Annotated in this window: 15 protein-coding genes, 1 pseudogene and 1 other annotated feature; of the genes and pseudogenes, 7 read left to right on the top strand and 9 right to left on the bottom strand. The window is 50.1% G+C overall.

Annotation, left to right across the window (positions count from 1 at the left end; translation table 11 throughout):
- Positions 1-9: 9 nt before the first annotated feature.
- Together trmD and rplS are read left to right on the top strand one after the other, a co-directional pair.
- Positions 10-777: a tRNA (guanosine(37)-N1)-methyltransferase TrmD gene (gene trmD, locus FQ015_RS15310; protein WP_000264781.1), complete on the top strand. Its 768-nt coding sequence runs from the start codon at positions 10-12 to the stop codon at positions 775-777.
- A 41-nt stretch (positions 778-818) separates the two neighbouring features.
- Entirely contained in the window at positions 819-1,166 is a 348-nt protein-coding gene (gene rplS, locus FQ015_RS15305; RefSeq protein ID WP_000065253.1) for a 50S ribosomal protein L19, read from the top strand.
- A 76-nt stretch (positions 1,167-1,242) separates the two neighbouring features.
- Here rplS and FQ015_RS15300 read toward each other — a convergent pair whose 3' ends face one another.
- The 4 genes from FQ015_RS15300 to FQ015_RS15285 form a co-directional block, all read right to left on the bottom strand.
- A complete protein-coding gene (locus FQ015_RS15300) occupies positions 1,243-1,725 on the bottom strand; it encodes an OmpA family protein (protein ID WP_039021299.1) in 483 nt (160 codons plus the stop codon).
- A gap of 15 nt (positions 1,726-1,740) precedes the next feature.
- Positions 1,741-2,967, bottom strand: a complete 1,227-nt coding sequence (dgcN, locus tag FQ015_RS15295; protein WP_000969055.1) for a diguanylate cyclase DgcN — start codon at positions 2,965-2,967, stop codon at positions 1,741-1,743.
- Positions 2,957-3,475: a YfiR family protein gene (locus tag FQ015_RS15290; protein WP_001212403.1), complete on the bottom strand. Its 519-nt coding sequence runs from the start codon at positions 3,473-3,475 to the stop codon at positions 2,957-2,959. The genes dgcN and FQ015_RS15290 overlap by 11 nt, the downstream gene beginning before the upstream one ends.
- 149 nt (positions 3,476-3,624) lie before the next feature.
- Positions 3,625-3,990 carry a DUF2799 domain-containing protein gene (locus tag FQ015_RS15285; protein ID WP_001353010.1) on the bottom strand — a complete coding sequence of 122 codons (366 nt, stop codon included), beginning with the start codon at positions 3,988-3,990 and terminating at the stop codon, positions 3,625-3,627.
- Positions 3,991-4,199: 209 nt separating this feature from the next.
- Here FQ015_RS15285 and aroF point away from each other — a divergent pair, with 209 nt between their 5' ends.
- Positions 4,200-5,270, top strand: a complete 1,071-nt coding sequence (aroF, locus tag FQ015_RS15280) for a 3-deoxy-7-phosphoheptulonate synthase AroF (protein WP_074517646.1) — start codon at positions 4,200-4,202, stop codon at positions 5,268-5,270.
- A 10-nt stretch (positions 5,271-5,280) separates the two neighbouring features.
- Positions 5,281-6,402, top strand: coding sequence for a bifunctional chorismate mutase/prephenate dehydrogenase (gene tyrA, locus FQ015_RS15275; RefSeq protein ID WP_160524236.1), 1,122 nt, complete (start codon positions 5,281-5,283; stop codon positions 6,400-6,402).
- A 42-nt stretch (positions 6,403-6,444) separates the two neighbouring features.
- Here the strand turns inward: tyrA and pheA are convergent, their stop codons facing one another.
- From pheA to bamD, 5 genes and pseudogenes are all read right to left on the bottom strand, one after another.
- Positions 6,445-7,605 (bottom strand): bifunctional chorismate mutase/prephenate dehydratase, encoded by a 1,161-nt coding sequence (pheA, locus tag FQ015_RS15270; RefSeq protein WP_160524235.1) that lies wholly within the window; start codon positions 7,603-7,605, stop codon positions 6,445-6,447.
- A 21-nt stretch (positions 7,606-7,626) separates the two neighbouring features.
- Positions 7,627-7,752 (bottom strand) — a sequence feature (Phe leader region).
- Positions 7,704-7,751 carry a pheA operon leader peptide PheL gene (gene pheL / locus FQ015_RS15265; RefSeq protein ID WP_001386991.1) on the bottom strand — a complete coding sequence of 16 codons (48 nt, stop codon included), beginning with the start codon at positions 7,749-7,751 and terminating at the stop codon, positions 7,704-7,706. (Overlaps the previous feature by 48 nt.)
- 102 nt (positions 7,753-7,854) lie before the next feature.
- Positions 7,855-8,196: a ribosome-associated translation inhibitor RaiA gene (gene raiA, locus FQ015_RS15260; protein WP_000178456.1), complete on the bottom strand. Its 342-nt coding sequence runs from the start codon at positions 8,194-8,196 to the stop codon at positions 7,855-7,857.
- A 254-nt stretch (positions 8,197-8,450) separates the two neighbouring features.
- Positions 8,451-9,164 (bottom strand): annotated as a pseudogene (locus FQ015_RS15255) (IS4 family transposase).
- Between the two features lie 121 nt (positions 9,165-9,285).
- Complete coding sequence (gene bamD / locus FQ015_RS15250) at positions 9,286-10,023, bottom strand: outer membrane protein assembly factor BamD (RefSeq protein WP_000197686.1); 738 nt, start codon at positions 10,021-10,023, stop codon at positions 9,286-9,288.
- Between the two features lie 134 nt (positions 10,024-10,157).
- Here bamD and rluD point away from each other — a divergent pair, with 134 nt between their 5' ends.
- The 3 genes from rluD (at position 10,158) to clpB (ending at position 14,569) form a co-directional block, all read left to right on the top strand.
- On the top strand, positions 10,158-11,138 hold the full coding sequence (gene rluD / locus FQ015_RS15245; RefSeq protein WP_000079112.1) for a 23S rRNA pseudouridine(1911/1915/1917) synthase RluD: 981 nt from the start codon (positions 10,158-10,160) through the stop codon (positions 11,136-11,138).
- A complete protein-coding gene (yfiH, locus tag FQ015_RS15240; RefSeq protein ID WP_000040132.1) occupies positions 11,135-11,866 on the top strand; it encodes a purine nucleoside phosphorylase YfiH in 732 nt (243 codons plus the stop codon). The genes rluD and yfiH overlap by 4 nt, the downstream gene beginning before the upstream one ends.
- A 129-nt stretch (positions 11,867-11,995) precedes the next feature.
- A complete protein-coding gene (clpB, locus tag FQ015_RS15235; protein ID WP_002431841.1) occupies positions 11,996-14,569 on the top strand; it encodes an ATP-dependent chaperone ClpB in 2,574 nt (857 codons plus the stop codon).
- Positions 14,570-14,759 lie beyond the last annotated feature (190 nt).

Raw genomic sequence — 14,759 nt, 5'->3', positions numbered from 1 at the left:
GACGGCGCTATGTGGATTGGCATAATTAGCCTGTTTCCTGAAATGTTCCGCGCAATTACCGATTACGGGGTAACTGGCCGGGCAGTTAAAAATGGCCTGCTGAGCATCCAGAGCTGGAGTCCTCGTGACTTCACGCATGACCGGCACCGTACCGTGGACGATCGTCCTTACGGCGGCGGACCGGGGATGTTAATGATGGTGCAACCTTTACGGGACGCCATTCATGCAGCAAAAGCCGCGGCGGGTGAAGGCGCAAAGGTGATTTATCTGTCACCGCAGGGGCGCAAGCTTGATCAAGCAGGCGTCAGCGAACTGGCAACGAATCAAAAATTGATTCTGGTGTGCGGTCGCTACGAAGGTATAGATGAGCGCGTGATCCAAACCGAAATTGACGAAGAATGGTCAATCGGCGATTACGTTCTCAGTGGTGGTGAGTTACCAGCAATGACGCTGATTGACTCTGTTTCCCGGTTTATTCCGGGAGTACTGGGACATGAAGCTTCGGCAACGGAAGACTCCTTTGCTGAAGGATTGCTGGATTGCCCGCACTATACGCGGCCTGAGGTGTTAGAAGGGATGGAGGTTCCGTCAGTGTTACTGTCGGGCAACCATGCTGAGATACGTCGCTGGCGTTTGAAACAGTCGCTGGGCCGTACCTGGCTTAGAAGACCTGAACTTCTGGAAAACCTGGCTCTGACTGAAGAGCAAGCAAGGTTGCTGGCGGAGTTCAAAACGGAACACGCACAACAGCAACATAAACATGATGGGATGGCGTAAGCCCCCGAGATATCAGTTTACCCAGGATAAGAGATTAAATTATGAGCAACATTATTAAGCAACTTGAACAAGAGCAGATGAAGCAGGACGTACCTTCCTTCCGTCCGGGTGATACCGTGGAAGTGAAAGTATGGGTTGTTGAAGGTTCCAAAAAACGTCTGCAGGCATTCGAGGGCGTGGTTATCGCTATTCGTAACCGCGGTCTGCACTCTGCATTCACTGTTCGTAAAATTTCCAACGGCGAAGGCGTTGAGCGTGTCTTCCAGACTCACTCTCCGGTAGTTGACAGCATTTCTGTCAAACGTCGTGGTGCTGTTCGTAAAGCTAAACTGTACTACCTGCGTGAGCGTACTGGTAAGGCTGCTCGTATCAAAGAGCGTCTTAACTAAGATTTCGCTTAAGCGACATCCTGTTAAGAAGGGCTGGCCAATTGGCTGGCCCTTTTTTTATCTGTTTGATCGTGTTTTAAGGTGTAGTAATCACCACTGCGACGCGGCGGTTCTCGGCTCTGCCCTGAGCGGTCTTGTTACTGGCGATGGGATATTTTTTTCCTAAACCCTGTGTGGTGAGGTTGCTGCGCGGAATTTGTCCACCTATAGCCCATGCATCGGCCACAACATTCGCCCGTTTCAATGATAAGGCTTCGTTGTAACTGTCTTCACCATAGTTGTCGGTGTGTCCATCCATACGGGCATGCGTTAGCCCTGTCGAGGCCAATTTGGCTGCCATGGTTTGGATCTGTTGCTGGCTTTCCGGGAGCAATTTGTAGTCATTTTTTGCGAACAGAATGGCATCTGATAATCCCAGCGACCAGTCGCCGGCGGATTCAGTAAATCCATAAGATTGCATAGCGGCAACTTGCTCAGGAGTAAACTTTCCCTGAGGGGACTGGCAGCCAGTCAGTACTAGCGAGGTGAAAATCAGGGGTGCTACCAGGTGCTTTATCATATCGATATATCCTTGTTATCTCACCAGCTTTTCGGCACGCTGGTGTTTGGCCTGATACATATTGTGATCGGCCAGCTCTTGTAATTTTTCCGCAGAGGCATGCTCAATGGTCATCGCGTAACCAATGCTTAATGTCATGGTGGTCTGATGACCATTATGAAGATCAAACGGGCGATTAAAGATTTGTGTCAGTGCTGAGCAAATCCGCTGTACTTCGGATTCCGATTGTACACCAAAGAGGACCATCGCAAATTCATCGCCGCCTATGCGGTATGCTTTATGTTGCAGCCCGCCAAATTCAGCTAACCGTTTTGCTACCTCAATCAAGACACGATCGCCCGTCGCATGACCCCAGGTATCATTGATATATTTGAAATTATCGCCATCAAGAAATAGTAACGCCGACGTTTTTCGGGCGTCGGAACTGCTCATCAACGTGTTGATGCCGCTACGAAACGCAGCCCGGTTCGCCAGCCCGGTTAATGGGTCATGTAGCGCGGTACGTAGCAGCTGCGCATTTTTAGCCTGTAAGCGAAGCTGCCACTCTTCCATTTCATCCAGCAGACTGTTGAAGTCGAGAGCGAAGCGGTGAAACTCAGCGATACGTTCTTCCGAAACTCGTCGGGAAAAATTGCGGTTGGAACGCACATCATGTACGACATCGGTGATATTTTTCAGCGCTTCCACCAGGCCATTGTGCAAATGGCGGGTGAGGGTAATTGCGATGCCTGATGCCAGCAGAATACAACCGGTCAGGACAGCGAGCGAAAACCAGATAAAATGGCTGATCGAGCTGTCGCGAGCGGTTAAGCGTACTTCGCCAATGGTTTCACCATTGTGACGAATCGGCTGAGTGATGGGGGCAGGGAAGAGCCAGTGGCTTATGAAATTGCTGAAAGTATCGCCTGGATCCTTACGGGTGTAATGCCAGGATGCCAGAATATTTTGCTGCTTATCACGCACTTCTGCAGTTGAAAATTGCCCTTGCTTCCCCAGCGCTGCCAGTGTTTGAGTTGCTGCAGGGCCATCGGCAAAAACGACCGCTGCTTCCAGACTGTAAGTCATTGTTGCTGCTGTCAGTGCCAGGTTTTTTTGCGCGTACTGTTTCAGGGTCAGCACCGAGGTCACGGAAAGCAGCAACCAGATCAGCATCATAGTGATAAATATGCTGGTCATGCTGATGTTGCGTAATGCTCTTTTAAACGTGGGGCGCTTATTAAGAGAATTATCGTTATCCATCATTTTTCTTCCGTGCGAGCATTAAGACATCCGGGTTGACCTTTACACCGCTACGCGATAAGGCATCCAGGTTTACGGCAAATCTGACGTCATTATTGTGGATGATCAGACAAAAGGCGCTACCAATAATGCAATCGGTATTTTGTTCGGCAATCAATAATAACGCCTTTGACGGATATTGTTCGGTTAATTCCATCTGGAATGTCGGTGACTCCTTGCCAAAATAAAAACCATTGCAGCCTGAAATCATCGCCTCTTGTTGAGTGTGAATGATGACAGGCAAATAAGGCAAAGATGTCGCGGCATTCTCTTGTAGGGCGGTACTAAAACGTGAAGATGAAAAGATACATAACTTTGGTGGCCCTGATAGCACGGGCCAGCGGGTGTAACTGACAATACCGGAAACCATCATACGCACGTTTTTCGCAACGTCAGAAGGTTCCTGAGCGAGTATTGGTGCTCCCGTCAGCAGGAGAATCAGCAGTAAGAACAGTCGGTGAGAAAAACGCATTCAGGGATCCTCACCATCTTCGCTCGAAATGCATCGATATTTTTTCAGAATGCTCATTAAAATATCATTCTTTCATGCGGTCGTCATCAATTTGAGAAATAAAACACAATGAGTAGAATCTCATGTTTAATTTATTTGTGGGGGTTTAATTAATTTAATCGTATTGTGCTGGCATTTTCATCAGCCCCTTTTTGCCATACTTCATGCAGTTGGCTGGCATTTTCAACATTGTTGCAGCTGGCAGGAAAGCTTTTACCGGAAAGTCCTCGGGCATAAGTAAAATCGGTCTGGCAAGTTTTCTTTTGTCCTTCGGCATATCCTTTAAGGTATAGACCGCGATCCGCCTGTGAATCGCTAAATGCATCGTCATCTTTTATGGCGTTGCCCGATATCGCATCTTCCATACCAACATCATACCAGTCGGTGCTGGTCAAGGTTGGCGCGTGAGTATAAGGATCAATCTGACATCCGCTAACCAGTAAAGCCAACAAGGGGGCGATAAACTTTTTCATCATTTCTTTCTCCTTTTTCAAAGCATAGCGGATTGTTTTCAAAGGCGGTGTAAATTTATTTATACACAAACAAGGGTTAAAAGCGCGAACAAATTGCTTGTGTAAAGAAAAATGTACGAAATATGGATTGAAAACTTTACTTTATGTGTTATCGTTACGTCATCCTCGCTGAGGATCAACTATCGCAAACGAGCATAAACAGGATCGCCATCATGCAAAAAGACGCGCTGAATAACGTACATATTACCGACGAACAAATTTTAATGACTCCGGAACAACTGAAGGCCGCTTTTCCATTAAGCTTGCAACAGGAAGCCCAGATTGCTGACTCGCGTAAAACCATTTCAGATATTATCGCCGGGCGCGATCCTCGTCTGTTGGTAGTATGTGGTCCTTGTTCCATTCATGATCCGGAAACTGCTCTGGAATATGCTCGTCGATTTAAAGCCCTTGCCGCAGAGGTCAGCGATAGCCTCTATCTGGTAATGCGCGTCTATTTTGAAAAACCCCGTACCACTGTCGGTTGGAAAGGGTTGATTAACGATCCCCATATGGATGGCTCTTTTGATGTAGAAGCCGGGCTGCAGATCGCGCGTAAATTGCTGCTTGAGCTGGTGAATATGGGACTGCCACTGGCGACGGAAGCGTTAGATCCTAATAGCCCGCAATACCTGGGCGATCTGTTTAGCTGGTCAGCAATTGGTGCTCGTACAACGGAATCGCAGACACACCGTGAAATGGCCTCCGGGCTTTCCATGCCGGTTGGTTTTAAAAACGGCACCGACGGCAGCCTTGCAACGGCTATTAACGCTATGCGTGCCGCCGCCCAGCCGCACCGTTTTGTTGGCATTAACCAGGCAGGGCAGGTTGCGTTGCTACAAACTCAGGGGAATCCGGACGGGCATGTGATCCTGCGCGGTGGTAAAGCGCCGAACTATAGCCCTGCGGATGTTGCGCAATGTGAAAAAGAGATGGAACAGGCGGGACTGCGCCCGTCTCTGATGGTAGATTGCAGCCACGGTAATTCCAATAAAGATTATCGCCGTCAGCCTGCGGTGGCAGAATCCGTGGTTGCTCAAATCAAAGATGGCAATCGCTCAATTATTGGTCTGATGATCGAAAGTAATATCCACGAGGGCAATCAGTCTTCCGAGCAACCGCGCAGTGAAATGAAATACGGTGTATCCGTAACCGATGCCTGCATTAGTTGGGAAATGACCGATGCCTTGCTGCGTGAAATTCATCAGGATCTGAACGGGCAGCTGACGGCTCGCGTGGCTTAAGAGGTTTATTATGGTTGCTGAATTGACCGCATTACGCGATCAAATTGATGAAGTCGATAAAGCGCTGCTGAATTTATTAGCGAAGCGTCTGGAACTGGTTGCTGAAGTTGGCGAGGTGAAAAGCCGCTTTGGACTGCCTATTTATGTTCCGGAGCGCGAGGCATCTATGCTGGCCTCGCGGCGTGCAGAGGCGGAAGCTCTGGGTGTACCGCCAGATCTGATTGAGGATGTTTTGCGTCGGGTGATGCGTGAATCTTACTCCAGTGAAAACGACAAAGGATTTAAAACGCTTTGTCCGTCTCTTCGTCCGGTGGTTATCGTCGGTGGTGGCGGTCAGATGGGACGTCTGTTCGAGAAGATGCTGGCACTCTCGGGTTATCATGTGCGGATTCTGGAGCAACATGACTGGGATCGAGCGGCTGATATTGTTGCCGATGCCGGAATGGTGATTGTTAGTGTGCCCATCCACGTTACTGAACAAGTTATTGGCAAATTACCGCCTTTACCGAAAGATTGTATTCTGGTCGATCTGGCATCGGTGAAAAATGGACCATTACAGGCCATGCTGGCGGCGCATGATGGTCCGGTGCTGGGGTTACACCCGATGTTCGGCCCGGACAGCGGTAGCCTGGCAAAACAAGTTGTGGTCTGGTGTGATGGACGTAAGCCGGAAGCATACCAATGGTTTCTGGAGCAAATTCAGGTCTGGGGCGCTCGGTTGCATCGTATTAGCGCTGTCGAGCACGATCAGAATATGGCGTTTATTCAGGCACTGCGCCACTTTGCTACTTTTGCTTATGGGCTGCACCTGGCAGAAGAAAATGTTCAGCTTGATCAACTTCTGGCGCTTTCTTCGCCGATTTACCGCCTTGAGCTGGCGATGGTTGGGCGACTGTTTGCCCAGGATCCGCAACTGTATGCCGACATTATTATGTCGTCAGAGCGTAATCTGGCGTTAATCAAACGTTACTATAAGCGTTTCGGCGAGGCGATTGAGTTGCTGGAGCAGGGCGATAAGCAGGCGTTTATTGACAGTTTCCGCAAGGTGGAGCACTGGTTCGGCGATTATGCACAGCGTTTTCAGAGTGAAAGCCGCGTGTTATTGCGTCAGGCGAATGACAGTCGCCAGTAATAATCCAGTGCCGGGTGGCGTGTTTCACCCGGCACGATTTCATTATGCCGGATCGACTGGTACCACATTCTCGCTTGGGTAACAGCCCAGGACTTTCATCGAGCGAGTGATTTCACCTAGCTCTTTCAACGCCTGTTGCATTTCCGCTGATTCCAGATTGGCCTGAATATCCAGATAAAACATCTCTTCCCACGGGTTTCCGTGAATCGGGCGTGATTCCAGACGGGTCATAATCAGATTGTGGTTGCGCAGTACCAGCAACGCTTCAACCAGCGCACCAGCTTGTTGTCCGGTCGCCATTAACAACGTCGTTTTCGCCGGAACCTGGTCAGAAACGTTAATGGCTTTACGTGCCAACACCACAAATCGGGTGAAGTTTTGGCGCTGATTCGCTTCAATATGCTCCAGTACCTGCAAACCGTACAAAGTGCCGCCAGCTTCGCTTCCCAACGCAGCAACATGCGGTGATTTTGCCTGTGCAACCTTTTCCATTGCCGCAGACGTACTTTCGGTATATTCAATCTTCCAGTGCGGATAACGATTAAGGAATTTGCTGCATTGCTGGAATGGCTGCGGATGGCTGTAGACCGTATTAATGGTGGATAAATCAGTAGTGCCGGAGACCAACAAACAATGATCGATAGTTAACGTCATCTCGCCAACAATCGACAAACTGGTATGTTGCAGCAGATCGTAAACGTCGTTTATGGCACCGGAGCTGGTATTTTCAATCGGTACGACGGCATAGTCGGCCTGGCCGGTTTCCACCTGATTAAAAATATCGGCAAATTTGGCGCAGCCACTTTCAATGAATTGCTCAAAGTGACGCGCAGCGTACTGACGAGCGGCAAGATGTGAATAGGAGCCTTTGGGGCCGAGAAAAGCGATGCGTGCTGAGTGCGGATTAATTTTATTGAGATGTTGCTGGAGCAGTGCCTGCTGAGTTAATACGGAATCTTCAATGATGAGCTGGAACAGGCGAGTAATGTAATGGGCGTCCAGATGGTGCGCTTTACCGAGCGTAATTAATCTTTCCAGCAAATCGCGTTCGCGATCAATATCACGTACCGGGCGATGAGAGAGCAGTTTGGCTTTTCCCACCTCGACGGCCAGTTTGCGCCGCTCTGCCAGTAATGCTAATAATTTTTCATCCAGCGCGCTGATTTTCTCTCGCAGCGCCAGTAACGGGTTTTCCGATGTCATAGTGTTGCCTTTTTGTTATCAATAAAAAAGGCCCCCCGGTTTGGGAGGCCTTATTGTTCGTCTTCGCATTCTGTTTCACACGACGAAACGCCTCCCATTCAGGGGAAGGTAAAAAAGAATGCGAAGAAAAACGGCGTGTGTTTCATGTTTGTTTCCTTAGGTGACTTCAGTACAGTACCCGTACTGTTTTCTCGCTGTCAACAAAAAACGCGCCCGAAGGCGCGTTGGCGATACACTCAATATAAAGGACTACTCTTCTTCAACTTCTTCGACGAAGTTGGCGTCTTTCACCGATGTTGCGGCACGACGAGCTTCGCCTTTGTGCTGCAGTTTATTGAGCTGCCGTTCCAGCTTGTTGATCAATTCGTTAATTGCGGTGTACATATCTTCATGTTTACCACTGGCAACCAGAACGCCGTTAGGAGTATTGATTGTGGCGTCAGCAACAAAACCTTGTGGCTCTTTGGACAGAATGATATGTGGATTAATCAGATGTGTTTGCCATTTTTCCAGTTTGGCGAGACGGTCTGCGACATGTTGGCGGATGGCCGGAGTAATTTCCATTTGTTTGCTGGTAATGTTCATTGTCATAAATTTTACCTCTTGTCTTCCCGTCTTGGTGAATTCAGCATACCGTTCCTGATGTCAAAATGTGTGATGGAAATCTCATAATTTTGTCACTTTTTGTCAACGAATCTTTTTTGTGAGAAATCGCAGGAAGAGGTGTTTTTTACTTGAGGAATATCTCAAAGCGAGCCATATTTGATGAGATCGATAGTGACTAAATCGCTTCAGTTTCACAACTAACAGAATAAAAAAACGGCAGCTCAAGGCTGTAATGCCAGTCAGTTAAGCAACTGACTGGCTCTTTTCGGGGCTGTGGGGTATTTCCAGGGCCTCTCCTTTACCACTCTCGGGAAGGCCCTTTCCCTTCTTGTCGGTAATTTCACAAGTTGTCCCATACTTGCAAGATCGCGCATCAGCTCCGGTATACGTCCCGGTGAAGCGCATGGCGTCCGTCATCGACGTCAGCAGATGGCTGGTCAGTTCCATCTGGCAGACCATTTTGACCTGCGGGTAGAGCGCCGGGTTCCCGGCATGTGTCTGGCGGGGGAAGTCTGCATCGTTCTCTGGTGTATCCGGTGTGCGCCAGAACACACCATCGATGGCCTGCAGGGTCAGGCCGCACCAGTGCGGATGCGGCGTGGCGTTATGCCAGAGCTGCGCTGTTTTCGTGAACACGCGCGGACAGCCTCACTTCCCAGGCGCTGGCGGGCCTGAATAACGGCACTGGGGGCAACGAAGGGGCGATTGCCCGGCAGCATGATGTCCAGGCGATTCACAATCTGGTGAAGAGGTTCTTTACGCTCAAGCGCCATGCCAACAATACACCAGACCATCATTTCGAGGGGAAGACGGCGCTTGCGTAGCGTTACAGTACCTGATTCGGCAAGGCAACGAGAGATGAGTTCGGGGTCGAGGTAACCCCCCAGAGAAGTCAGTGGGTTACGCAGAGAATCGTAACGGGATACCAAATCAAGGGCCTGTCCAATGAGCATAAAAAAAATCCGGAAACGAGTGAGCGTTTCCGGATTCTTACACAGGCACTGGATCGGTCAACTGATCCTTAACTGATCGGCATTACAGCTCAAGGCTGCCGTTTTGTGTTTCAGGTTTCTGTTATGTATTGCTGCTGTTTGCGGCGATGATTTTCGCTACTTTTTCAGCTTGCGCATTCATCTGCATCTGACGGTATGCATTTTCCATCAGCGGCAGCGCATCACGCGTAGCCTGGGTATCCGGATAGTCGCGCAACATGCCTTCTACGCGGTTAACGACAGCAACCCATGCACCACGTTCTGTATAATACTCGGCAACGGAGTATTCATATTTCGCCAGACGATCTTTCAGGAATACCAGACGTTTGGTGGCATCGGTGGTGTACTGACTGTTCGGATAGCCGCGCACCAGTTTGGAAAAGTCACTAAACGCAGCTCGTGCATGTTGAGGATCGCGATCGCTACGGTCAACGCCAAAGAACCCTTGCAGCGCACTGTCATCCAGCGCCATATTGGTCAGGCCACGCATGTACATGACATAATCGATATTCGGATGGGTCGGGTTAAGGCGAATAAAACGATCGATGGCAGCCTGTGCTAACGGCAAATCGGCGTTTTTATAGTAGGCGTAGATGAGATCCAGCTGCACCTGCTGCGAATACGGACCAAACGGATAGCGATTATCTAACGCTTCCAGTTGCGTTATTGCCTGTCTCCAGTTACCGTCCTGCAGCTTTTGTTGTGCAGTCGCGTAAATTTCATTTGGCGGATTATCAGGTACTTCTTCCTTTGACCCCGAGCAACCCGCCAAAAACAGGCTTAGTGTGGCGGCTGCCACCAGATATTTCATGCGCGTCATGACGTTTTGACTTTCCTCAAAATGTAATACGGGAGATTCTCTGTTCCTGCTCCCGGTTAAGACCAGCTACAATAGCACACTATATTAAACGGCAAAGCCGTAAAACCCCAACGATAAACGAAGAAGCAGTATATATGGCACAACGAGTACAGCTCACTGCAACGGTGTCCGAAAACCAACTCGGTCAACGCTTAGATCAGGCTTTGGCCGAAATGTTCCCGGATTATTCACGTTCGCGAATAAAAGAATGGATCCTCGACCAGCGCGTGCTGGTTAACGGCAAAGTTTGTGATAAGCCGAAAGAAAAAGTATTGGGTGGCGAGCAGGTGGCCATCAACGCTGAGATTGAAGAAGAAGCGCGTTTTGAACCGCAGGATATCCCGCTGGATATCGTCTATGAAGATGAAGATATCATCGTCATTAATAAACCACGCGACCTGGTGGTACATCCTGGCGCGGGTAACCCGGATGGCACGGTACTGAATGCGTTGCTTCATTATTATCCGCCCATTGCCGATGTACCGCGTGCGGGCATCGTCCATCGTCTGGATAAAGACACCACCGGCCTGATGGTTGTGGCAAAAACCGTTCCGGCTCAGACGCGTTTAGTCGAATCTTTGCAACGGCGTGAAATTACTCGTGAGTATGAAGCGGTGGCAATTGGTCATATGACCGCTGGCGGTACAGTAGATGAACCAATCAGCCGTCACCCGACCAAACGTACTCACATGGCGGTGCATCCGATGGGTAAACCGGCGGTCACTCACTATCGCATCATGGAACACTTCCGTGTGCACACGCGTCTGCGGTTGCGTCTGGAAACCGGACGTACGCACCAGATCCGCGTGCATATGGCCCATATCACTCATCCGCTGGTGGGCGATCCGGTTTATGGCGGCCGTCCGCGTCCGCCAAAAGGTGCTTCGGAAGCGTTTATCTCCACGCTGCGTAAGTTTGACCGCCAGGCGCTTCATGCAACCATGCTGCGTCTTTATCACCCGATCTCCGGCATCGAAATGGAATGGCATGCGCCTATTCCACAAGATATGGTGGAGCTGATTGAGGTGATGCGCGCCGATTTCGAAGAGCATAAGGATGAAGTGGACTGGTTATGAGTAAGCTGATTGTCCCGCAGTGGCCGCTGCCAAAAGGTGTTGCGGCCTGTAGCTCTACCCGTATCGGCGGCGTGAGCTTGCCGCCGTATGACTCGCTCAACCTCGGTGCCCATTGTGGCGATAACCCGGATCACGTCGAGGAAAATCGTAAGCGACTTTTTGCTGCGGGCAATTTGCCTTCAAAACCGGTCTGGCTTGAGCAGGTACACGGCAAAGATGTGCTTAAGCTTACTGGCGAACCTTATGCCTCAAAACGAGCGGATGCCTCTTATAGCAATACGCCCGGCACGGTTTGCGCCGTGATGACGGCTGACTGCCTCCCTGTGCTGTTTTGCAATCGAGCGGGAACGGAAGTCGCCGCCGCTCATGCTGGCTGGCGTGGACTGTGCGCAGGCGTGCTGGAAGAGACGGTTTCCTGTTTTGCTGATAATCCCGAAAACATTCTCGCCTGGTTAGGGCCGGCAATTGGTCCACGCGCGTTTGAAGTGGGAGCGGAGGTTCGCGAGGCGTTTATGGCAGTAGACGCCAAAGCGAGTGCAGCTTTCATTCAGCATGGAGATAAATATTTGGCGGATATTTATCAGCTTGCCCGGCAGCGTCTGGCGAACGTTGGTGTTGAGCAAATTTTCGGCGGCGACCGTTGTACATATACGGAAAATGAGACATTCTTCTCTTATCGTCGCGACAAGACCACTGGTCGTATGGCAAGTTTCATTTGGCTGATATAACCTAAAGAATCAAGACGATCCGGTACGCGTGATTTTCTTTTCACATTAATCTGGTCAATAACCTTGAATAATTGAGGGATGACCTCATTTAATCTCCAGTAGCAACTTTGATCCGTTATGGGAGGAGTTATGCGTCTGGATCGTCTTACTAATAAATTCCAGCTTGCTCTTGCCGATGCCCAATCACTTGCACTCGGGCACGACAACCAATTCATCGAACCACTTCATTTAATGAGCGCCCTGCTGAATCAGGAAGGGGGTTCGGTTAGTCCTTTATTAACATCCGCCGGCATCAATGCTGGTCAGTTGCGCACAGATATCAATCAGGCATTAAATCGTTTACCGCAGGTTGAAGGCACTGGTGGCGATGTCCAGCCCTCACAGGATCTGGTGCGCGTTCTTAATCTTTGCGACAAGCTGGCGCAAAAACGTGGTGATAACTTTATCTCGTCAGAACTGTTCGTTCTGGCGGCACTTGAGTCTCGCGGCACGCTGGCCGACATCCTGAAAGCAGCAGGGGCGACCACCGCCAACATTACTCAAGCGATTGAACAAATGCGTGGAGGTGAAAGCGTGAACGATCAAGGAGCTGAAGACCAACGTCAGGCTTTGAAAAAATACACTATCGACCTCACCGAACGAGCCGAACAAGGCAAACTCGATCCGGTGATTGGCCGTGATGAAGAAATTCGCCGTACCATTCAGGTACTGCAACGTCGTACTAAAAATAACCCGGTGCTGATTGGTGAACCAGGCGTTGGTAAAACAGCCATCGTTGAAGGTCTGGCTCAGCGTATTATCAATGGCGAAGTGCCGGAAGGGTTGAAAGGCCGCCGCGTACTGGCGCTGGATATGGGCGCGCTGGTGGCTGGGGCGAAATATCGCGGTGAGTTTGAAGAACGTTTAAAAGGCGTGCTTAACGATCTCGCCAAACAGGAAGGCAACGTCATCCTGTTTATCGACGAATTACATACCATGGTCGGTGCGGGTAAAGCCGATGGCGCAATGGACGCCGGCAACATGCTGAAACCGGCGCTGGCGCGTGGTGAATTGCACTGCGTAGGTGCCACGACACTGGACGAATATCGCCAGTACATCGAAAAAGATGCTGCGCTGGAACGTCGTTTCCAGAAAGTGTTTGTTGCCGAGCCAACCGTGGAAGACACCATTGCTATTCTGCGTGGCCTGAAAGAACGTTACGAGCTGCACCACCATGTGCAAATTACTGACCCGGCAATTGTTGCAGCGGCGACGTTGTCTCATCGCTACATTGCGGACCGTCAGCTGCCGGATAAAGCCATCGACCTGATCGATGAAGCAGCATCCAGCATTCGTATGCAGATTGACTCAAAACCAGAGGAACTCGACCGACTCGATCGTCGTATCATCCAGCTCAAACTGGAACAACAGGCGTTAATGAAAGAGTCTGATGAAGCCAGTAAAAAACGCCTGGATATGCTCAACGAAGAACTGAGTGACAAAGAACGTCAGTATTCCGAGTTAGAAGAAGAGTGGAAAGCTGAGAAAGCGTCGCTTTCTGGTACGCAGACCATTAAAGCGGAACTGGAACAGGCGAAAATCGCCATTGAACAGGCTCGCCGTGTGGGTGATCTGGCGCGGATGTCTGAACTGCAATATGGCAAAATTCCAGAACTGGAAAAGCAACTGGAAGCCGCAACGCAGCTCGAAGGCAAAACTATGCGTCTCTTGCGTAATAAAGTGACCGACGCCGAAATTGCTGAAGTGCTGGCGCGTTGGACGGGGATTCCGGTTTCTCGCATGATGGAAAGCGAGCGCGAAAAACTGCTGCGTATGGAGCAAGAACTGCACCATCGCGTTATTGGTCAGAACGAAGCGGTTGATGCGGTATCTAACGCTATTCGTCGTAGCCGTGCGGGGCTTGCGGATCCAAATCGCCCGATTGGTTCATTCCTGTTCCTTGGCCCAACTGGTGTGGGTAAAACTGAGCTTTGTAAGGCGCTGGCGAACTTTATGTTTGATAGCGACGAGGCGATGGTCCGTATCGATATGTCCGAGTTTATGGAGAAACACTCGGTGTCTCGTCTGGTTGGTGCGCCTCCGGGATATGTCGGTTATGAAGAAGGTGGCTACCTGACCGAAGCGGTGCGTCGTCGTCCGTATTCCGTCATCCTGCTGGATGAAGTGGAAAAAGCGCATCCGGATGTCTTCAACATTCTGTTGCAGGTACTGGATGATGGGCGTCTGACTGACGGGCAGGGGAGAACGGTCGACTTCCGTAATACGGTTGTCATTATGACCTCTAACCTCGGTTCCGATTTGATTCAGGAACGCTTCGGTGAACTGGATTATGCGCACATGAAAGAGCTGGTACTCGGTGTGGTAAGCCATAACTTCCGTCCGGAATTCATTAACCGTATCGATGAAGTGGTGGTCTTCCATCCGCTGGGTGAACAGCACATTGCGTCGATTGCGCAGATTCAGTTGAAACGTCTGTACAAACGTCTGGAAGAACGTGGTTATGAAATCCACATTTCTGACGAGGCGCTGAAACTGCTGAGCGAGAACGGTTACGATCCGGTCTATGGTGCACGTCCTCTGAAACGTGCTATCCAGCAGCAGATCGAAAACCCGCTGGCACAGCAAATACTGTCTGGTGAATTGGTTCCGGGTAAAGTTATTCGCCTGGAAGTTAATGAAGACAGGATTGTCGCCGTCCAGTAATGATAAAACGAGTCCTTCGGGGCTCGTTTTTGTCTATAAATTAGACGGAAAAGACTATGTTCAAGATGTTTTGCCTGAAAAATGAGCGAACGATAAAGTTTTTATATTTTTCGCTTGTCAGGCCGGAATAACTCCCTATAATGCGCCACCACTGACACGGAACAACGGCAAACACGCCGCCGGGTCAGCG

It is taken from the genome of Escherichia sp. HH26CH (assembly GCF_009820205.1).
Taxonomy (GTDB): domain Bacteria; phylum Pseudomonadota; class Gammaproteobacteria; order Enterobacterales; family Enterobacteriaceae; genus Escherichia; species Escherichia coli_F.
Note: the sequence above shows the minus strand (reverse complement) of the source record. Positions and strands in the feature narration are given on the sequence as shown.

Excerpts from the sequence above, each read along its gene's own strand:
- aroF (WP_074517646.1), top strand. The coding sequence starts at position 4,200 with ATGCAAAAAGACGCGCTGAATAACGTACATATTACCGACGAACAAATT.
- FQ015_RS15285 (WP_001353010.1), bottom strand. The coding sequence starts at position 3,990 with ATGATGAAAAAGTTTATCGCCCCCTTGTTGGCTTTACTGGTTAGCGGA.
- FQ015_RS15290 (WP_001212403.1), bottom strand. The coding sequence starts at position 3,475 with ATGCGTTTTTCTCACCGACTGTTCTTACTGCTGATTCTCCTGCTGACG.
- raiA (WP_000178456.1), bottom strand. The coding sequence starts at position 8,196 with ATGACAATGAACATTACCAGCAAACAAATGGAAATTACTCCGGCCATC.
- trmD (WP_000264781.1), top strand. The coding sequence starts at position 10 with ATGTGGATTGGCATAATTAGCCTGTTTCCTGAAATGTTCCGCGCAATT.
- rluD (WP_000079112.1), top strand. The coding sequence starts at position 10,158 with ATGGCACAACGAGTACAGCTCACTGCAACGGTGTCCGAAAACCAACTC.
- bamD (WP_000197686.1), bottom strand. The coding sequence starts at position 10,023 with ATGACGCGCATGAAATATCTGGTGGCAGCCGCCACACTAAGCCTGTTT.
- rplS (WP_000065253.1), top strand. The coding sequence starts at position 819 with ATGAGCAACATTATTAAGCAACTTGAACAAGAGCAGATGAAGCAGGAC.
- clpB (WP_002431841.1), top strand. The coding sequence starts at position 11,996 with ATGCGTCTGGATCGTCTTACTAATAAATTCCAGCTTGCTCTTGCCGAT.
- dgcN (WP_000969055.1), bottom strand. The coding sequence starts at position 2,967 with ATGATGGATAACGATAATTCTCTTAATAAGCGCCCCACGTTTAAAAGA.
- FQ015_RS15300 (WP_039021299.1), bottom strand. The coding sequence starts at position 1,725 with ATGATAAAGCACCTGGTAGCACCCCTGATTTTCACCTCGCTAGTACTG.
- yfiH (WP_000040132.1), top strand. The coding sequence starts at position 11,135 with ATGAGTAAGCTGATTGTCCCGCAGTGGCCGCTGCCAAAAGGTGTTGCG.
- tyrA (WP_160524236.1), top strand. The coding sequence starts at position 5,281 with ATGGTTGCTGAATTGACCGCATTACGCGATCAAATTGATGAAGTCGAT.
- pheA (WP_160524235.1), bottom strand. The coding sequence starts at position 7,605 with ATGACATCGGAAAACCCGTTACTGGCGCTGCGAGAGAAAATCAGCGCG.